The 14,754-nt window shown below is 70.3% G+C and carries 10 protein-coding genes; 8 read left to right on the top strand and 2 right to left on the bottom strand.

Going from position 1 to position 14,754, the window contains the following annotated elements; translation table 11 throughout:
- Position 1: 1 nt before the first annotated feature.
- The 8 genes from DM992_RS12980 (at position 2) to DM992_RS12945 (ending at position 12,632) form a co-directional block, all read left to right on the top strand.
- Positions 2-5,002, top strand: a complete 5,001-nt coding sequence (locus tag DM992_RS12980) for a non-ribosomal peptide synthetase (RefSeq protein ID WP_111017110.1) — start codon at positions 2-4, stop codon at positions 5,000-5,002.
- Positions 4,992-6,026, top strand: coding sequence for a GNAT family N-acetyltransferase (locus DM992_RS12975; RefSeq protein ID WP_111017109.1), 1,035 nt, complete (start codon positions 4,992-4,994; stop codon positions 6,024-6,026). Before DM992_RS12980 ends, DM992_RS12975 begins: the two co-directional genes overlap by 11 nt.
- A 32-nt stretch (positions 6,027-6,058) precedes the next feature.
- Positions 6,059-7,435 (top strand): lysine N(6)-hydroxylase/L-ornithine N(5)-oxygenase family protein, encoded by a 1,377-nt coding sequence (locus DM992_RS12970; RefSeq protein WP_111017108.1) that lies wholly within the window; start codon positions 6,059-6,061, stop codon positions 7,433-7,435.
- Positions 7,436-7,457: 22 nt separating this feature from the next.
- Positions 7,458-9,758, top strand: coding sequence for a TonB-dependent siderophore receptor (locus DM992_RS12965; RefSeq protein ID WP_111017107.1), 2,301 nt, complete (start codon positions 7,458-7,460; stop codon positions 9,756-9,758).
- 86 nt (positions 9,759-9,844) lie between these two features.
- Entirely contained in the window at positions 9,845-10,684 is an 840-nt protein-coding gene (locus tag DM992_RS12960) for a formyltransferase family protein (protein WP_111017913.1), read from the top strand.
- Positions 10,684-11,703 (top strand): GNAT family N-acetyltransferase, encoded by a 1,020-nt coding sequence (locus DM992_RS12955; RefSeq protein ID WP_111017912.1) that lies wholly within the window; start codon positions 10,684-10,686, stop codon positions 11,701-11,703. Before DM992_RS12960 ends, DM992_RS12955 begins: the two co-directional genes overlap by 1 nt.
- A gap of 252 nt (positions 11,704-11,955) precedes the next feature.
- Positions 11,956-12,219 (top strand): type II toxin-antitoxin system VapB family antitoxin, encoded by a 264-nt coding sequence (vapB, locus tag DM992_RS12950; RefSeq protein WP_111017911.1) that lies wholly within the window; start codon positions 11,956-11,958, stop codon positions 12,217-12,219.
- Positions 12,216-12,632: a PIN domain-containing protein gene (locus tag DM992_RS12945; RefSeq protein WP_111017106.1), complete on the top strand. Its 417-nt coding sequence runs from the start codon at positions 12,216-12,218 to the stop codon at positions 12,630-12,632. Before vapB ends, DM992_RS12945 begins: the two co-directional genes overlap by 4 nt.
- 48 nt (positions 12,633-12,680) lie before the next feature.
- Here DM992_RS12945 and DM992_RS12940 read toward each other — a convergent pair whose 3' ends face one another.
- Positions 12,681-13,586 (bottom strand): nucleotidyl transferase AbiEii/AbiGii toxin family protein, encoded by a 906-nt coding sequence (locus DM992_RS12940; protein WP_111017105.1) that lies wholly within the window; start codon positions 13,584-13,586, stop codon positions 12,681-12,683.
- Entirely contained in the window at positions 13,555-14,628 is a 1,074-nt protein-coding gene (locus DM992_RS12935) for a type IV toxin-antitoxin system AbiEi family antitoxin (protein WP_111017910.1), read from the bottom strand. The genes DM992_RS12940 and DM992_RS12935 overlap by 32 nt, the downstream gene beginning before the upstream one ends.
- Positions 14,629-14,754: the final 126 nt, after the last annotated feature.

Here is a 14,754-nt window from a genome sequence, read left to right as displayed (position 1 = left end):
GATGACGAAGGTTCAACCCGACTGGCTCGCGCTCGCGACGCGTTTCGCGCAACTGCCCGACGCGCAGCGCGCGGTCTTCATCGACAAGCTCGGCGCGGCCGGCATCGACTTCCGCGTGCTGCCGATTCCGCCGCGCACGCCGCGCAGCGATCGCGTGCCGGCGTCGTTCGCACAGACGCGGCTATGGCTGCACGCGCGGCTGATCGACGCGCCCGACGCGTATCACATCACCGAGCGCCTGGCGCTGACAGGCGCGCTCGACGCGCATGCGCTGCGTCTCGCGTGCGACGCGCTGATCGCGCGCCACGAAGCGCTGCGCACGACCTTCGACGAAGCGCAGGACGGTGTCGCGCAAACGATCCACGCGCCGCTGCGCTGCCCGTGGCGCGAAACCGATCTCCAAGCGTTGCCTGACGCGCAGCGCACCGCGCGCGCGGAGGCCGTCGCGACGGCCGACGAAGCCGAGCCGTTCGATCTCGGTACGCCGCCGCTCCTGCGCGCGCACCTGGTCCGCTTCGACGCGACACATCACTGGCTCGCGTTGACGGTGCACCACATCGTGTCGGACGGCTGGTCGTCGGGCGTGATGCTGGAAGAGCTCGCGGCGTTCTACCGCGCGTATGCGTCCGACAAGCCGGTGCCGCTCGCGCCGCTGCCGATCCAGTATGCCGACTACGCGCTGTGGCAGCGCCGCTGGCTCGACGCCGGCGAACGCGACCGCCAGCTCGCGTTCTGGCGCGAACGGCTCGACCCGCAGCGCGGAGTGCTGACGCTGCCGGGCGCGACTGCGCGGCCGGCGCGCCGCAGCGCGCGCGGTGCCCGCCATGTGTTTTCGCTCGACGCGCGCATCGGCGCGCAACTGCGTGCGTTCGCGGCCGCGTCGGGCGCGACGCCGTTCGCCGTGCTGCTCGCCGCGCTCGATGTGCTGCTCGCGCGCGCGACCGGCGACGCGCGGATCTGCGTCGGCGTGCCGGCCGCGAACCGCGAACGCGCGGAAGTCGCCGGCCTGATCGGTTTCTTCGTCAACACGCTGGCAATCGATGTCGACGTGCCCGCGCACGGCGATTTCTCGTCGCTGGTCGCGCGCACGCAGCGCGCGCTCCTCGACGCACAGATGCACCAGGACGTGCCGTTCGAGCAGGTGGTCGACGCGCTCGGCGTGCCGCGCAGCGCAAGCCATCATCCGCTGTTCCAGGTGATGGCAGCCTACGGCGAGCGCCGCGCGCTGCCGGCGCTCGGCGCGGCAGCCGCCGCGTTGCTGCCGTCCGGCACGCCGTCCGCGAAATTCGATCTCACGCTCGCCGTCGAGGCAACGCCTGACGGTACGTTCGACGCCGCGTTCATCTATGCGCTCGACCTGTTCGACGCCGACGCGATCGCGCGGCTGGCCGCGCGCTTCGTCACGCTGCTCGCCGATGCGCTCGCGCGCCCCGACCTGCCGGTCGGCGATCTCGACTGGCTGCCCGCCGGCGAGCGCGCGCAGCTCTTTGCGTGGAACGCGCCGGCGGGCGCGACCGAAGCCGAACCGTTCGTGCCCGTGCATGTGCGCATCGCCGCGCATGCGCATGCGCGGCCCGACGCACGCGGCGTTGCCGATATCGATCGTGCACTGACGCGCGGCGAAGTCGATGCACGCGCGGCGCGCCTCGCGCGTCATCTCGTTGCGGCGGGCGTGCGGCCGGAGATGCGCGTCGGCGTCGCGCTGCAGCGCTCGGTCGACCTGCTCGTCGCGCTGATCGCGGTGCTGAAGTCCGGCGCCGCGTTCGTGCCGCTCGATCCGGCCCATCCGCGCGAACGGCTCGCGCAGATCGTCGGCGACGCGAGCATCGCGCACGTGCTGACCGATGGCGCGAGCGCCGCGTCGTTGCCCGAGCTGCCGGAACTGCATGTGTGGCGCGCCGATGAAGTCGATGCGCTCGACGAAGCCGCCGGCGTCGCGCTGCCCGACGTGCTGCCGGGCCATGCGGCCTACGCGATCTATACGTCGGGTTCGACCGGCAAGCCGAAGGGCGTGATCGTCGATCATGCGTCGTTCGCGCTGCATTGCGCGGCGATTGCCGAGCGCTACGGCGCGGGCGAGCAGGACGTGTTCCTGCTGTTCCAGTCGGTCAACTTCGACGGCGCGCACGAAGGGTGGTTTTCGCAATACATGTCGGGCGCCGCCGTGTCGGTGACGGCCGACGTGCTGTGGCCGCCCGCGCAGACCTGCGCGATGATGGTCCGCGACGGCGTGACGATGACCTACGTGCCGCCCGGCTGCGCCGCGCAGCTCGCCGAATGGGCGCTCGCGCACGGCGCACCGCCGACGCTGCGTTCGCTGACCGTCGGCGGCGAGGCGACGTCTCGCGAGGCATTCGCGATGCTGCGCCGCGCGCTGCCGAACGTGCGCGTGGTCAACGGCTACGGCCCGACCGAGACGGTCATCACGCCGACGCTGTGGATGTTCCGGCCCGGCGACGATCTCGCGAAGCTGGGCGACGCCGCATATCTGCCGATCGGCACGCTGGTCGGCGCGCGCACCGCGCACGTGCTCGACGAACGGCTGCATCCGCTGCCGGTCGGCGTGATCGGCGAACTGTACCTGGGCGGCGAGGGGATCGGCGTCGCGCGCGGCTATCTCGACCGCCCGGCGCTGACGGCCGAGCGCTTCGTACCCGACCCGTACGGTGCGCCGGGCGCGCGCCTGTACCGCACCGGCGACCTCGTGCGGCGCCGCGCGGACGGCGTGTTCGACTTCATCGGCCGCGTCGATCACCAGGTGAAGCTGCGCGGATTGCGCATCGAGCTCGGCGAGATCGAGGCGCAGCTGGCCGCGCACGATGCGGTGCGCGAAGCGTGCGCGGTCGTATACGGACAGGGGGCGCTTGCGCAGCTCGTCGCGTATGTCGAACTGACCGCCGGTGCACAGGCGGCCGCGCAGCCCGTCGAAGCCGCGATGCTCGACGCGCACCTGCGCCGCACGCTGCCCGACTACATGGTGCCCGCGCAACTGATCGTGCTCGACGCGCTGCCGCGCAACGCGAACAGCAAGGTCGACCGCGCGCGGCTGCCGGCGCCCGTGCGCGTCGAACGTGCGTACGAGGCGCCGCACGACGGCGACGAAACCGCGCTCGCGGCGATCTGGTGCGACGTGCTGAATCTCGAGCGCGTCGGCCGCGGCGATCACTTCTTCGATCTCGGCGGCCATTCGCTTGCCGCGGTGCGCGTCGCGACGCGCGTCGCCGAGCGGCTCGGCCGCGACGTGCCGGTGCGCGCGCTGTTCGAGGCACCCGTGCTCGCGCAGTACGCGCTGCAGGTGGCCGACGCGCCGCGCGCCGCGCATGCTGGCGCTGCGGCGCCGGGCGTTGCGGTGGTCAAACCCGATGCAAATGGCGTGTGGCCGCTGTCGCCCGCGCAACTGGGCCAGTGGTTCCTGTGGCGCGCGCAGCCGGACAGCGCCGCGTACAACATCCCGGTCGCGCTGCGCGTACGCGGCCCGCTCGACATCGATGCATTGCGCGCCGCGTTCTCCGATGCGGCGGCCGTGCATCCGGCGCTGCGCGCGCGGCTCGTCGCTCGCGACGGCGTGCTGCCGGGCCAGCGGATCGACGTGGCGGCGCCGGTCGAATTGCCGGTCGTCGACCTGTCGGCGCAACCCGATGCGCTTGCCCGCGCGGCGGCGTTGACCGACGAGGACGCACTCACGCCGTTCGACCTCGCAGCTGATGCGCCGCTGTGGCGCGCACGTGTGTTGCGGCTCGGCACGGACGACCACGTGCTGTCGGTGACGATCCATCACATCGTGTCGGATGGCGAATCGATCGAGCTGTGGCTCGATGCGGTTCGCGCTCGCTACGTCGCCCGCGTGCGCGGCGGCGACGCACCGGTCGACGAAGCCGTCCAACTGGCCGCCCAACGGGTCGTACCGCTCGTGCTGCCCGCACCATGCCATCCGGCCCGCGTCGCATACTGGCGCGACGCGCTGGCCGATCTGCCGTCGCGCGTGCTGCCGCAGCGCGCGGATGCGCCGGCCGTGCCGCAATGGCGCGCGGCGCGCATCGCGTTCGAATTCGACGCGTCGCTGATTCGCGCCGCACGCGACACCGCGTCGGCCGCGCACGCGACGCTGCCGATGGTGCTGCACGCGGCGCTCAACACCGCGCTGTTCCGCGCGACGGGTGCGACCGACCAGCCGGTCGGCGTGCTTGCGTCGACGCGCGAGCTGACGGGCGACGCGGCACGCGCTGCGTTCGGCCTGTTCATCAATTCGGTCGTCGTGCGTACGCGGATCGACCCGGCCGCGCGCCGTGCGGACGTGCTCGCACAGGTGCGCGATACGGCGCTCGCCGCGTATGCGCATGCCGACGTGCCGTTCGCCGACGTCGTCGCGGCGCTGCGCGCGCCGCGTGCCGCGCAGGCCAATCCGCTGTTCCAGGTGATGTTCAACTACCTGCGCCCGACGGGTGCGGCCGCGCGCGACTGGGCCGGCCTGTCGCTGGCGGAATTCGACGACGTGCGCCATCGCGTCGTGTTCACGCTCGAGCTGGACGTCGTCGAGCATCCGGACGGCCGCGTGAGCGCCGCGTTCTCGTATGCGGACGAACTGCTCGACCGCGGTTTCGTCGATGCGCTCGTCGATCTCTATCACGACGAAGTTGCGCGCTTTGCCGGCGCGTCGGGAGCGGCGCTCGGCGCGCCCGATACGCGTGCCGTCACCGTCGCGCAGGCGTCCTGCATCGCGCCGGCAAGCGGCGACGAACACGCCGCTGCGCCGTCGCACGCGGCTGCCGCGCTCGCGGCGCTGTGGTCCGACACGTTCTCGACGGCCGCGCCCGAGCCCGGCGCGGACCTGTTCGAAGCCGGCGCGACGTCGTTCGACGTCGTGCGCTTCGTCGACGCGGCCGGCCGCGCCGGTCACGCGCTGACGGTCGCCGACGTGTTCGCGTCGCCGACGCTCGCGGCACTCGGCGCACGGCTCGATGCGCGCGCGGAAACAGGACAGGAGGAGCGTCATGCTGGCTGAAGTGCGTCCCGACGGATTCACGATGCCCGATACGTGCCGCCTCGCGTTCGCGGACGGCCTGTTCGCCGTGCGCGACGGCACGGAGATCCGCGTCGCGCAGGGCCACGGCATCGGCGCACAGTTGCTGCGCGCGCAACTCGCCGACGACGGCGCGCTGCGCCTCGTCGCATACAACCATCGCGCGGCGCCGGCCGACCAGCGGCGCGCGCTGCTGGCCGCGCTGTCCGCGGCGTTTTCGGACGGCGCGCACCATGCGGCGATCCGGCTCGACCCGGCCGCATGGCCGGCGGTCGCGCTCGACGCGCTGCGCGCGAGCGGCGTGCTCGCCGACGGCGGCCGCTGCATGCGCGACGGCTGGGCGCAGCAGGCCGATCTGTGGCTCGTCGGCACGCACCTGCCGTGCGCGACGCTGCCGATGCTTACCGACGGCCGGCGTCATCCGCGCCGGCCGCCGGCGCCGCGCGGCGACGTCTACGCGCGCGACCTGCCGGCGCTCGGCGTGCGCTTCACGCTGCGCGGCTGGCAGCCGGCGGAGGACGCCGGGCGGCTCGCGCGCTGGTTCGACGAGCCGCGCGTGCGCGACGGCTGGCCGGGCGCGCAGCCCGGCGCAGACGGCGCGCAAGGGGGCGCCCCCGACGCCGATCCGCACGTGACGCCGCTCGTCGGCTGCTTCGACGGCGAGCCGTTCGCGTACTTCGAGGCGGTCTGGCTGAAGGAAGACACGCTCGCGCCGCACGTCGCGGCGCGCGACTACGACCGCGGGCTGCGGATGCTGGTCGGCGAATCGCGCTGGCGCGGCCCGCATTGCGTGGCGGGCTGGCTGCCGTCCGTCGTTCATTACCTGTTTCTCGACGATCCGCGTACCGAAGCGGTCGGCTGTGCCGTTCCTGCCGGCCATGCGCGGGTTGCCGACCATCTCGCGCGGCATGGCTTCGCGCGGCAGCGCCGTCTCGCGCTGGCCGACGCGCAGCCGCTGTGGATGCGCACGCTGCGCGAGACGTTCTTCTCCGGCCGTCACGTCTGACGGGCCGGATTCACCGACAAGGGAGCTGAGACATGCAGAGAGAAACCGTATTCGACCTGATCGGCGTCGGCTTCGGGCCGTCGAATCTGGCGCTGGCCATTCGCCTCGCAGAGCGCGCCGGCGCACGCACGTTCGCCCATTGCTTCGTCGAGCGTCAGCCGGAATTCGGCTGGCATCGCGGGATGCTGCTCGACGACTGCCGGATGCAGATCTCGTTTCTGAAGGATCTCGTCACGATGCGCGATCCGAAAAGCCGCTACACGTTCATCAACTACCTGTTCGAACGCGGCCGCCTGAACGAATTCGTCAACCTGAAGAACTTCTATCCGACCCGCGTCGAATTCCACGACTACCTGAGCTGGGTCGCCGATGCGTTCGACGATCGTGTCCATTACAGCGAGACCGTGCTGGCGATCGAGCCGGTGCGCGGCGACGGCGCACGGATCGACGCGCTGCGCGTGCTGTCGCGCGATGCCGCGGGCCACGAGCGCCAGCGCGTTACGCGCGCGCTGTCGGTCGGCGTCGGCGGCACGCCGGCGATTCCGGATGCGTTCGCCGCGCTGGGCCGCGACCGCGTGATCCATTCGTCGTCGTATCTGACCGATATCGACCGGCTTGTCGCGTCGCCGGACGGCGAGCGCCGGCGCGTCGCGGTGATCGGCGCGGGGCAGAGCGCGGCCGAGGTGTTCATCGACCTCGCGCGCCGCTTCCCGCACGTCGACGCGAGCCTCGTGATGCGCGCCGGTGCGCTGAAGCCGGCCGACGACAGCCCGTTCGTCAACGAGATCTTCAGCCCCGAGTTCACCGACGTCGTTTATGCGCAGCCGCACGACGCGCGTCGCGCGCTGCTCGAGCGCTATCGCGACACGAACTACGCGGTGGTCGACCGGCCGCTGATCGAGCAGATCTACGAAATGCTGTACCTGCAGCGCATCGACGGCACGCCGCGTCATGCGCTGCTTGCAAACAGCGCGATCGAGGCCGCGGTGCGCACCGCCGACGGCCGCATCGAGCTGACGCTGCGCGACCGGATGAGCGGCGCCACGCGCGTCGAGCGCTTCGACGCGCTCGTGCTCGCGACCGGCTATCGCCGCGACACGCATTCGGCGTTGCTCGAAGGGCTCGCGCCGCACCTGGGCGATGCGCTCACGCGCGGCGACGTGACGCGCGACTACCTGCTCGCGACGCCCGAGCACTTTGCGCCGCGCATCTACCTGCAAGGCTGCTGCGAAGACAGCCATGGATTGTCCGACACGCTGTTGTCGGTACTGGCGCGCCGCGCGGACGAGATCTGCGCGTCGCTCGAAGACGGGCTCGCGCCCGCCCACGACGATGGCGCGGCCCGGGAGTCGCACGAAAAACGACAGGAAAACGGGGTGAGCGCGGGCCGGATGGCTTTCGCTCTTTGACAAAGGCGCGGTCGGAAACCGCATGAAAAAAGTGGAGCAGAGAAAGATGGAGTGGGCAACAGGCACGCGTTTGCGTGCGATCGCAGCCGCGGCGAGCGTGGCGTTCGGTGCGGCTGCGGCGGGGCAGGCTTACGCCCAGACGGCACCGGCCGTCAACGCTGGCGCCGCGGCGTCGGCCAGCAGTGCGCAAAACGGCGCGGCGGCCAGTGCGGCAGCGAGTGCGTCGACCGGCGCGAAAAATGGCACGACGAACGGCGCGCAGAACGGCACGCTGCCGGCGATCACCGTCAACGCGGCCTCGGAAGGCGACGGCACGGTCGGGCTCGTCGCGAAGCGCAGCAGGACCGGCACGAAGACCGACACGCCGATCAACGAGATTCCGCAGACGGTCAACGTCGTCACCGCGCAGCAGATCGAGATGACCGGCGCGACCGACGTGAACGCGGCGCTGCGCTACGTGCCGGGCTTCTCGTCGTACGGTTCGGACAACCGTTCGGACTGGTACGCGGCGCTGCGCGGCTTCACGCCGACCGCCTACGTGAACGGGCTGCAGGTGCCGAACACGATCAACCTCGCGAGCTGGCGCGTCGATCCGTACATGATCGACAGCATCACCGTGCTGCGCGGGCCGACCTCGGTGCTGTACGGCGCGGGCGACCCCGGCGCGATCATCGACGTGCAGACCAAGCTCGCCGACGGCGAGCGCGTGCGCGAAGCCGGGGTGCAGATCGGCAACTACGCGCGCAAGCAGTTCATGATCGACGTCGGCGACAAGCTCGATGCCGACGGCAAGTACGCGTACCGCTTCGTCGGCGTCGCGCGCGACGGCAATGCGCTGACCGGCCCGAACAACGACCAGCGCGTCGCGCTCGCGCCGTCGTTCCGCTGGCGCCCGAACGCAGATACGTCGCTGACGCTGTCCGCGACCTACCTGCAGGACTGGGGCGACATCTCGTCGAACTTCCTGCCCGCGCAGGGCACGGTGCTGCCGAACCCGGACGGCCAGATCAACAAGGACGTGTACGAAGGCGACCCGAACTTCAACTACTACCGCAAGAAGCAGTGGTCGGTCGGTTACCAGTTCGAGCAGAACCTGACTTCGGCGTGGAAGTTCCGGCAGAACGTGCGCCTGATGCACCTGTCGCTCGACAACGGCTCGGTGTTCGGCAACGGTTTCGTCGAGGGCAGCACGACCGACGTGTCGCGCTGGGCCGGCGTGTTCCAGATGAACTACAGTCGCTTCGACATCGACAACAACGTGGAAGGCCGCTTCGCGACGGGCCCGCTCCAGCACACGCTGCTGCTCGGCTTCCAGTACAACCGCCAGACGGCGACCGACAGCGAATGGCTCGCCGCGGCGTCGCCGCTGAACATCTACAACCCGGTGTACACACCCGTCACGACGGCGGTGTTCGATCCGGCGTCGACGTTCCGCACCAACACGTACACGACGATGAACACGTTCGGCCTGTACGCGCAGGACCAGGTCAAGTGGAACCGCTGGACGCTGACGCTCGGCGGCCGCGAGGACTGGGTCAACATGCGGATGGACGATCGCGCGGGCGGCACGCAGACGAAGGCGGACGTGACGGCGTTCACCGGCCGCGTCGGCCTCACGTACCAGGGCGACTACGGGCTGTCGCCGTACGTCAGCTACGCGACGTCGTTCAATCCGCTGATCGGCGTGAACCTGCTCGGCGGCGGGTTGCCGCAGCCGACCCGCGGCAAGCAGATCGAGGCCGGCCTGCGCTGGCAGCCGCCCGGCAAGAACCTGATGCTGAACGCGGCGATCTACCAGATCAACCAGACCAACGGAGTCACGCCGGCGCTGCCGAGTCAGGACACTACCGGCACGAAGTCGGTGCAGACCGGCGAGGTGCGTTCGCGCGGGATCGAGCTGAGCGCGACCGGCAAGGTCACGCGGAACCTGTCGCTGATCGCGTCGTACGTGTACCAGGACGTGAAGAACGTCAAGGCGAACGACGTGTCGCTGAACAACTGGCCGGTCGACATTCCGCGTCCGCGCCAGATGGCGTCGATGTGGGCCGACTGGACGTGGCACACGGGGCCGCTCGCGGGCTTCGGCCTCGGCGGCGGCGTTCGCTACCAGAGCGCGTCGGCCGGTGCGGCCGACAACGCGCTGACGGTGTCGAGCGTCACGCTGTTCGACGCGGGCGTGCATTACGACACGCGTAACTGGCGCTTCGCCGTGAACGGGACGAACCTGGCCAACCGCCATTACATCAGCGGTTGCCAGTCGGCCAACGTCTGCGTTTTCGGCACCGACCGCACGGTGATCGCGACCGCGAAATACAACTGGTGACGTTGCGCGCCGCGGCCCGCCGGCCGGCCTTCGTGGCCGGCGCGGGCCGGCCGCGGCGCCTTCGTCCGCTTTTCCACGACGCATCCATGCCGAAGAAAAATCTCGTCTACATCCAGTCGCTGCGCAACGGCGCGGCCGATCGTGCCGGCCAGCCGGTCGCTTATCAGGGCGGCACGCGCTACATGAAGGCGCCGCTCGAATTCCTCGTCGAGCGCCTGAACGACTCGCCGCTCGGCGAGCGCTACACGCTCCGGGGCGTGATCGTCGACGACGACGACGGTTCGCCGGCCGACCGCGCGAAGGTGGCCGACTACGGCTTCGCGCGCACGCCGGGCCGGCCGTGGATCCTGCCGGAAGGGTTGACGGTGCAGGGCCGGCCGGTCGACGAACTGTTCTGCTCGATTCCGTCGACGTACCGGCGGCTGCCGCGCGACGCGCGCGAACGGGTGGCAGGCAAACAGGCGTTCGAGCGCCGCCTGCTCGAGCGCCTGCTCGAACTCGACGCCGACGTCGTCGTGCTCGACGGGCTGCTCGTGATCCTCGACGAACTCGTGCGGCCCGGTGCGCGCTTTCACCGGCGCATCGCGAACATCCACCCGGGCATCACGGCCGACGATTCGCCGTACCAGCGGCGCGGCGCGTGGGCGACGCTCGACGCGCTGCACGGCGCGCGCGGCGAACGGGTCGACTGGGCGAGCGGCGCGACGTCGTCCGTCGAGCCCGTGACGATGACGGGCGCGTCGTTCCACTACGTCGACAACGGCATCGATTCCGGCGAGGTGATCTGCGACGTGCTCGACACGCCGATCGCGCCGGACGACACGATTCTCGAACTGCGCTGGAACAACTTCCAGCGCAGCCTGTTTCCGGCGCTCGAGCGGGGGCTTCACGTGCTCGCCGACCGCCACGACGCGGGAGCACTGTGATGGAAGACACGCTGACGAAACCGGCCGCCGGCGCCGCGGATGCCGTCGAAGGCGAGGTGGCGGCCGCGCGGGACGGCGCCGCGCACGGGCAGACGGCACCGATCGCCGAGCGCACGCTTGACGCCTGGCGGCCCGACGATCCGACCGACGCACTGCTCGGAGCGTTCGTCGAGCTGTTCAATACCGACACGCGGTACGACGCGGCAACGATCTCGGTGCCGCTCGCCGGCACTGATCCGGCGGCCGTCGCGTCGTACGTGGCGCGCGCGGTGCGCGAGGGCGTGATCGACGGCGCGCAGGTCGCCGGCGACACGCTGCGCCTGAACGTGTCGCGCACGACGTTCTGGCAGAACCCGCGGCCGTGGCTGAGGGCGCCCGCGTCGGGCGGGATGCCGCTGCGCTACGCGATCACGAACGGCCACCGGCACCCGGTGCGGCCGCCGTCGCCGGCCGGCGAGATCTATGCGCGCCACATGCCGCAGGTCGGGATGACGTTCAGCCTGCGCACCATCGATATCGACGCGCACGCGGACCTGTTCAGCGGCTGGATGAACCTCGATCGCGTCGCGCATTTCTGGGACCAGCGCGGCACGCGCGACGAGCATGCGGCGTACCTCGCCGAGCGGCTCGCCGATCCGCACATGCACCCGATGATCGGCTATTTCGACGACACGCCGTTCGGCTATTTCGAGTTCTACTGGGCGAAGGAGGACCGCCTCGCGCCGTTCTACGACGCGCACGACTACGATCGCGGGCTGCACCTGCTGATCGGCGACTCGCGCTTCCAGAGCGCGGGCAAGCTGCATGCGTGGTGGAGCGGGGTGCTGCACTACATGTTCGTCGACGAACCGCGCACGCAGCGGCTCGTCGGCGAGCCGCGCGTCGATCACGTGCGGCACATCGCGTACATGCACCGGCTCGGGTTCTACACGCTGAAGGAATTCGACTTCCCGCACAAGCGCGCGGCGCTCACCGTGATCGAGCGCGATACATTCTTCGACACTTTCCGGTTGCCGTGACGGGGCGGGCGCGCAGCGTCGGCGCGACGCTGCGCGCGGCCGTGCATTGCGCCTGCATCGGCCGTCCGGGATATGGACTGCGCGGCCTGCGTCGTGAAGAATGGATCGCTCTCCTCATCGACGACAGGCAATGGCAGCATGGCAAAAACACCCGCGACAGCGTGGGGCGCGACGTCCGATTCGCATCCCGTCAAATTGACATATGCCGACATATGTCTGGAGTGGGCGCATCGTACTCCCATGGAGTGGCTCATGCGCACCGTTTCCATTTTCAAGAACGCCCGTAACCAGGCAATCCGCATCCCGAAGGACATGGAGTTCGAGGGGGTGACGGAACTCGAGATCCGCCGCGAGGGCGACACGCTGCTGCTGCGCCCCGTGCGCCCCACGTGGCTCTCGTTCGCGAACGAACCGCTGGCCGACGCCGAATTCCTCGCCGAACGCCCGGCCGTCATCGAGTCCGGCCGCTTCGACCTGTCCGGCGACGCCGACGCGCCGACGGAGTCCGGCCGGTGACCACGCTCTACATGCTCGATACGAATATCTGTTCGTTCATCATGCGCGAGCGGCCGCCGGTGGTGCTGTCGCGGTTGCAGTCGTGCGTCAACGCTCGGCACCGGATCGTCGTGTCGGCGATCACCTATGCCGAAATGCGGTTCGTGGCCGTGGGCAGGAAGGCGTCGCCGAAGCATGCGGAACTCGTGACGGCGTTTGTTTCGCGGCTGGATGGCGTGCTGCCGTGGGATACGGCGGCCGTCGACGCAACGGCCGCGATTCGCGCGGATCTCGCCGCGCGAGGCACGCCGATCGGCGCGAACGATGCGTCGATCGCCGGGCATGCGATCGCGGCCGGCGCGGTGCTCGTCACGAACAACGGGCGGGAGTTCGGCCGTGTCGCCGGGTTGTCGCTCGAAGACTGGGCGGCCTGAGCGCAGTGCGGCGAAAGCGCGATGACGTTGCTGTTCCGCAGCGGCGCGTCATGCGTGCGATGCGGGCGTATCGACGAGGAAGGCGTTGCGGAACGCGTCGAGATACCGGTCGGCGTCATCGATGAATTCGCCAGGCAATTGCGCGAACGCGCGTGCCAGCAGATCCTGGCCGAGCGCCGCGTAAGTCGCTGCGTCGGACAACAGCGCGCGGATGGCGTCGCGCGTGTGCGGCGAAGCAATCCGCTTCGCATCCCGCGCGAGCAGTGCTGCGGCGGCGAGGCCCGGCTGGAACGCATGCGCCTCGAGCAGGTCCGGCGCGGCCTCCCAGATGCGCTCGCGATTGCCGGCGTCGTGATAATTGCGCAGCAGGAACAGCAGGTCGTACGCGTCGCTGTTCTGGCGCGCGCGCCGGTCCTTCCATGCGAGCAACTTCAGCAGCGCGAGCGCCGGCAGGCTGGCCACCGGCACCACGGTGCGCGCGTCGATCGACACCGGCTGCGCCGTGTCGACCGCTTCCTGGAACCCGAGCACGTTCAGCACGAATTCGCCGCCCGGCGGCCACGCGATCTCGCCCGGCGGCGTTTCGAGCGGCCCGAACGGCACGAGATCGAGCTCCGTGCGAAAACCGTGCGTTCCGCTTTCGAACAGCAGTTTCTGCTGCTGCTTCGGCGCGCGCGTGAATTGCCCGGTCGCGACCAGCGCATCGACGAGCTGCTCGTGGAACGGCCAGCTTACCGCGCATACCGCGACGTCGACGTCCCGCGTCGCGCGCACCGGCCGGATGCCGTGTACATGCCACATCAGGATGTCGCGCGCGGTTGCGCCGGCGACGACGAACGCCGCGTCGAGGCGCGCGCAGGCGCTGCCGACCGCTTGCAGCAGCGCCACCGCCGCCGGCTCGAGCGGCCGGCGCGCATCGATTTCAAGCGGGCGGATGGGCGAGGTATCGGTCATGGATCCGTTCGGCGGCGGCAAGATTGCGGCTGTCTCCGGACGAGACGAGATCCGCGTAGATCAGGAGCGGTGGCACGAGCGGCACATCCTGCTCGCGCCAGTCGAGCGCAGGCGAGCGCGGCCAGAACGCTTCGAGGATTTCGACGTCGCCGCGCTCGTCCGGACGCAGGCGGGCCTGAAGCAGCAGGCGGTTCGACACCGCGCCGTGCGTATAGACGGTGATCGCGGCCGGCTTCAGGTCGTGCGTCAGCAGGTCGGCCGCCGGTTCGCCGCCGAGCCGCGCATCGACCGACGCGAAATCGAAGCCGCGCCACCAGTCGGGTGCGAGGCCGGCAAACCGTCGGCTCGACAGTTTCGCGCGCAAGCGGCTCGGGTACAGCGCGACCCATTCCTGCACGAAGCGCGGCCAGTCGGGAATCAGGCGCTCGCCGTTGCGGCGCTGCCCGACGAGGCCGCGCGCGATCAGATCGTCCATCGCGAGATTGACCGTGCCGAGCGCGACGCCCGACGCGGCGGCAATCGCCCGATACGGTTGCGCGACGAGGCCCGGCTGCGTCGCGAGTGCGAACATCACGGCCAGTCCCTTCGGCGTCGTCGCGCGCGACGCCTGCCGGCGCGGTGCGCGTGCGGGCTTCGGCCGGCCCGCGATCATCACGGTCGCCTCCGGCTGAATCAGGCATGCGTTGCCGGCGGTGTCGAGAAACGGGATGCCCTGGTCGGTCAGGCCGGCGGCCAGTTCGGCCGAAAGATACGGCGTGACCAGCATCAGCGGCCGTTCGCCGGGCTTCGCGGTAGCGCCGCCGCGGCGGCGCAATTCCGCGAGTGCGCCCGGCAGCGATTCGACGCGCAGGCTCACGGCGACCGGCATCTCGAATGCCTGCCCGGCAACGTCGAAGCGGATCATCGCGTCGGCACGCGCGTTGTACGCGGCCGGCACCCGCACGGGCCGCGCGCTGAAGCGCCGGGTCGCGCGTTCGAACGCGGCGCAGGCTTCGTCGAGCACATGCTGTTCCGACATCGGTAGGGGGGCATTCTCGGGCATCAGAGGCGATCGCTTGTTCACTTCTTCGTCAGCGTACACAAAAAATGTACAAACGTCAAAAAGTGAACAAATATCCTCAAGCCTTTGATGTGTAGGAAATATTTCAGATGTCTGAGCAGCCATCGC

This window comes from Burkholderia sp. JP2-270 (assembly GCF_003233675.1).
Classification (GTDB): Bacteria; Pseudomonadota; Gammaproteobacteria; order Burkholderiales; family Burkholderiaceae; genus Burkholderia; species Burkholderia pyrrocinia_C.
The sequence above is the reverse complement of the archived record's forward strand: the minus strand, read 5'-3'. Positions and strand labels throughout refer to the sequence as shown.

Bases quoted from the DNA above. Each gene is read 5' to 3' on its own strand.
- DM992_RS12940 (WP_111017105.1), bottom strand. From the start codon at position 13,586: ATGACCGATACCTCGCCCATCCGCCCGCTTGAAATCGATGCGCGCCGG.
- DM992_RS12980 (WP_111017110.1), top strand. From the start codon at position 2: ATGACGAAGGTTCAACCCGACTGGCTCGCGCTCGCGACGCGTTTCGCG.
- DM992_RS12955 (WP_111017912.1), top strand. From the start codon at position 10,684: ATGGAAGACACGCTGACGAAACCGGCCGCCGGCGCCGCGGATGCCGTC.
- vapB (WP_111017911.1), top strand. From the start codon at position 11,956: ATGCGCACCGTTTCCATTTTCAAGAACGCCCGTAACCAGGCAATCCGC.
- DM992_RS12975 (WP_111017109.1), top strand. From the start codon at position 4,992: ATGCTGGCTGAAGTGCGTCCCGACGGATTCACGATGCCCGATACGTGC.
- DM992_RS12960 (WP_111017913.1), top strand. From the start codon at position 9,845: ATGCCGAAGAAAAATCTCGTCTACATCCAGTCGCTGCGCAACGGCGCG.
- DM992_RS12965 (WP_111017107.1), top strand. From the start codon at position 7,458: ATGAAAAAAGTGGAGCAGAGAAAGATGGAGTGGGCAACAGGCACGCGT.
- DM992_RS12970 (WP_111017108.1), top strand. From the start codon at position 6,059: ATGCAGAGAGAAACCGTATTCGACCTGATCGGCGTCGGCTTCGGGCCG.
- DM992_RS12935 (WP_111017910.1), bottom strand. From the start codon at position 14,628: ATGCCCGAGAATGCCCCCCTACCGATGTCGGAACAGCATGTGCTCGAC.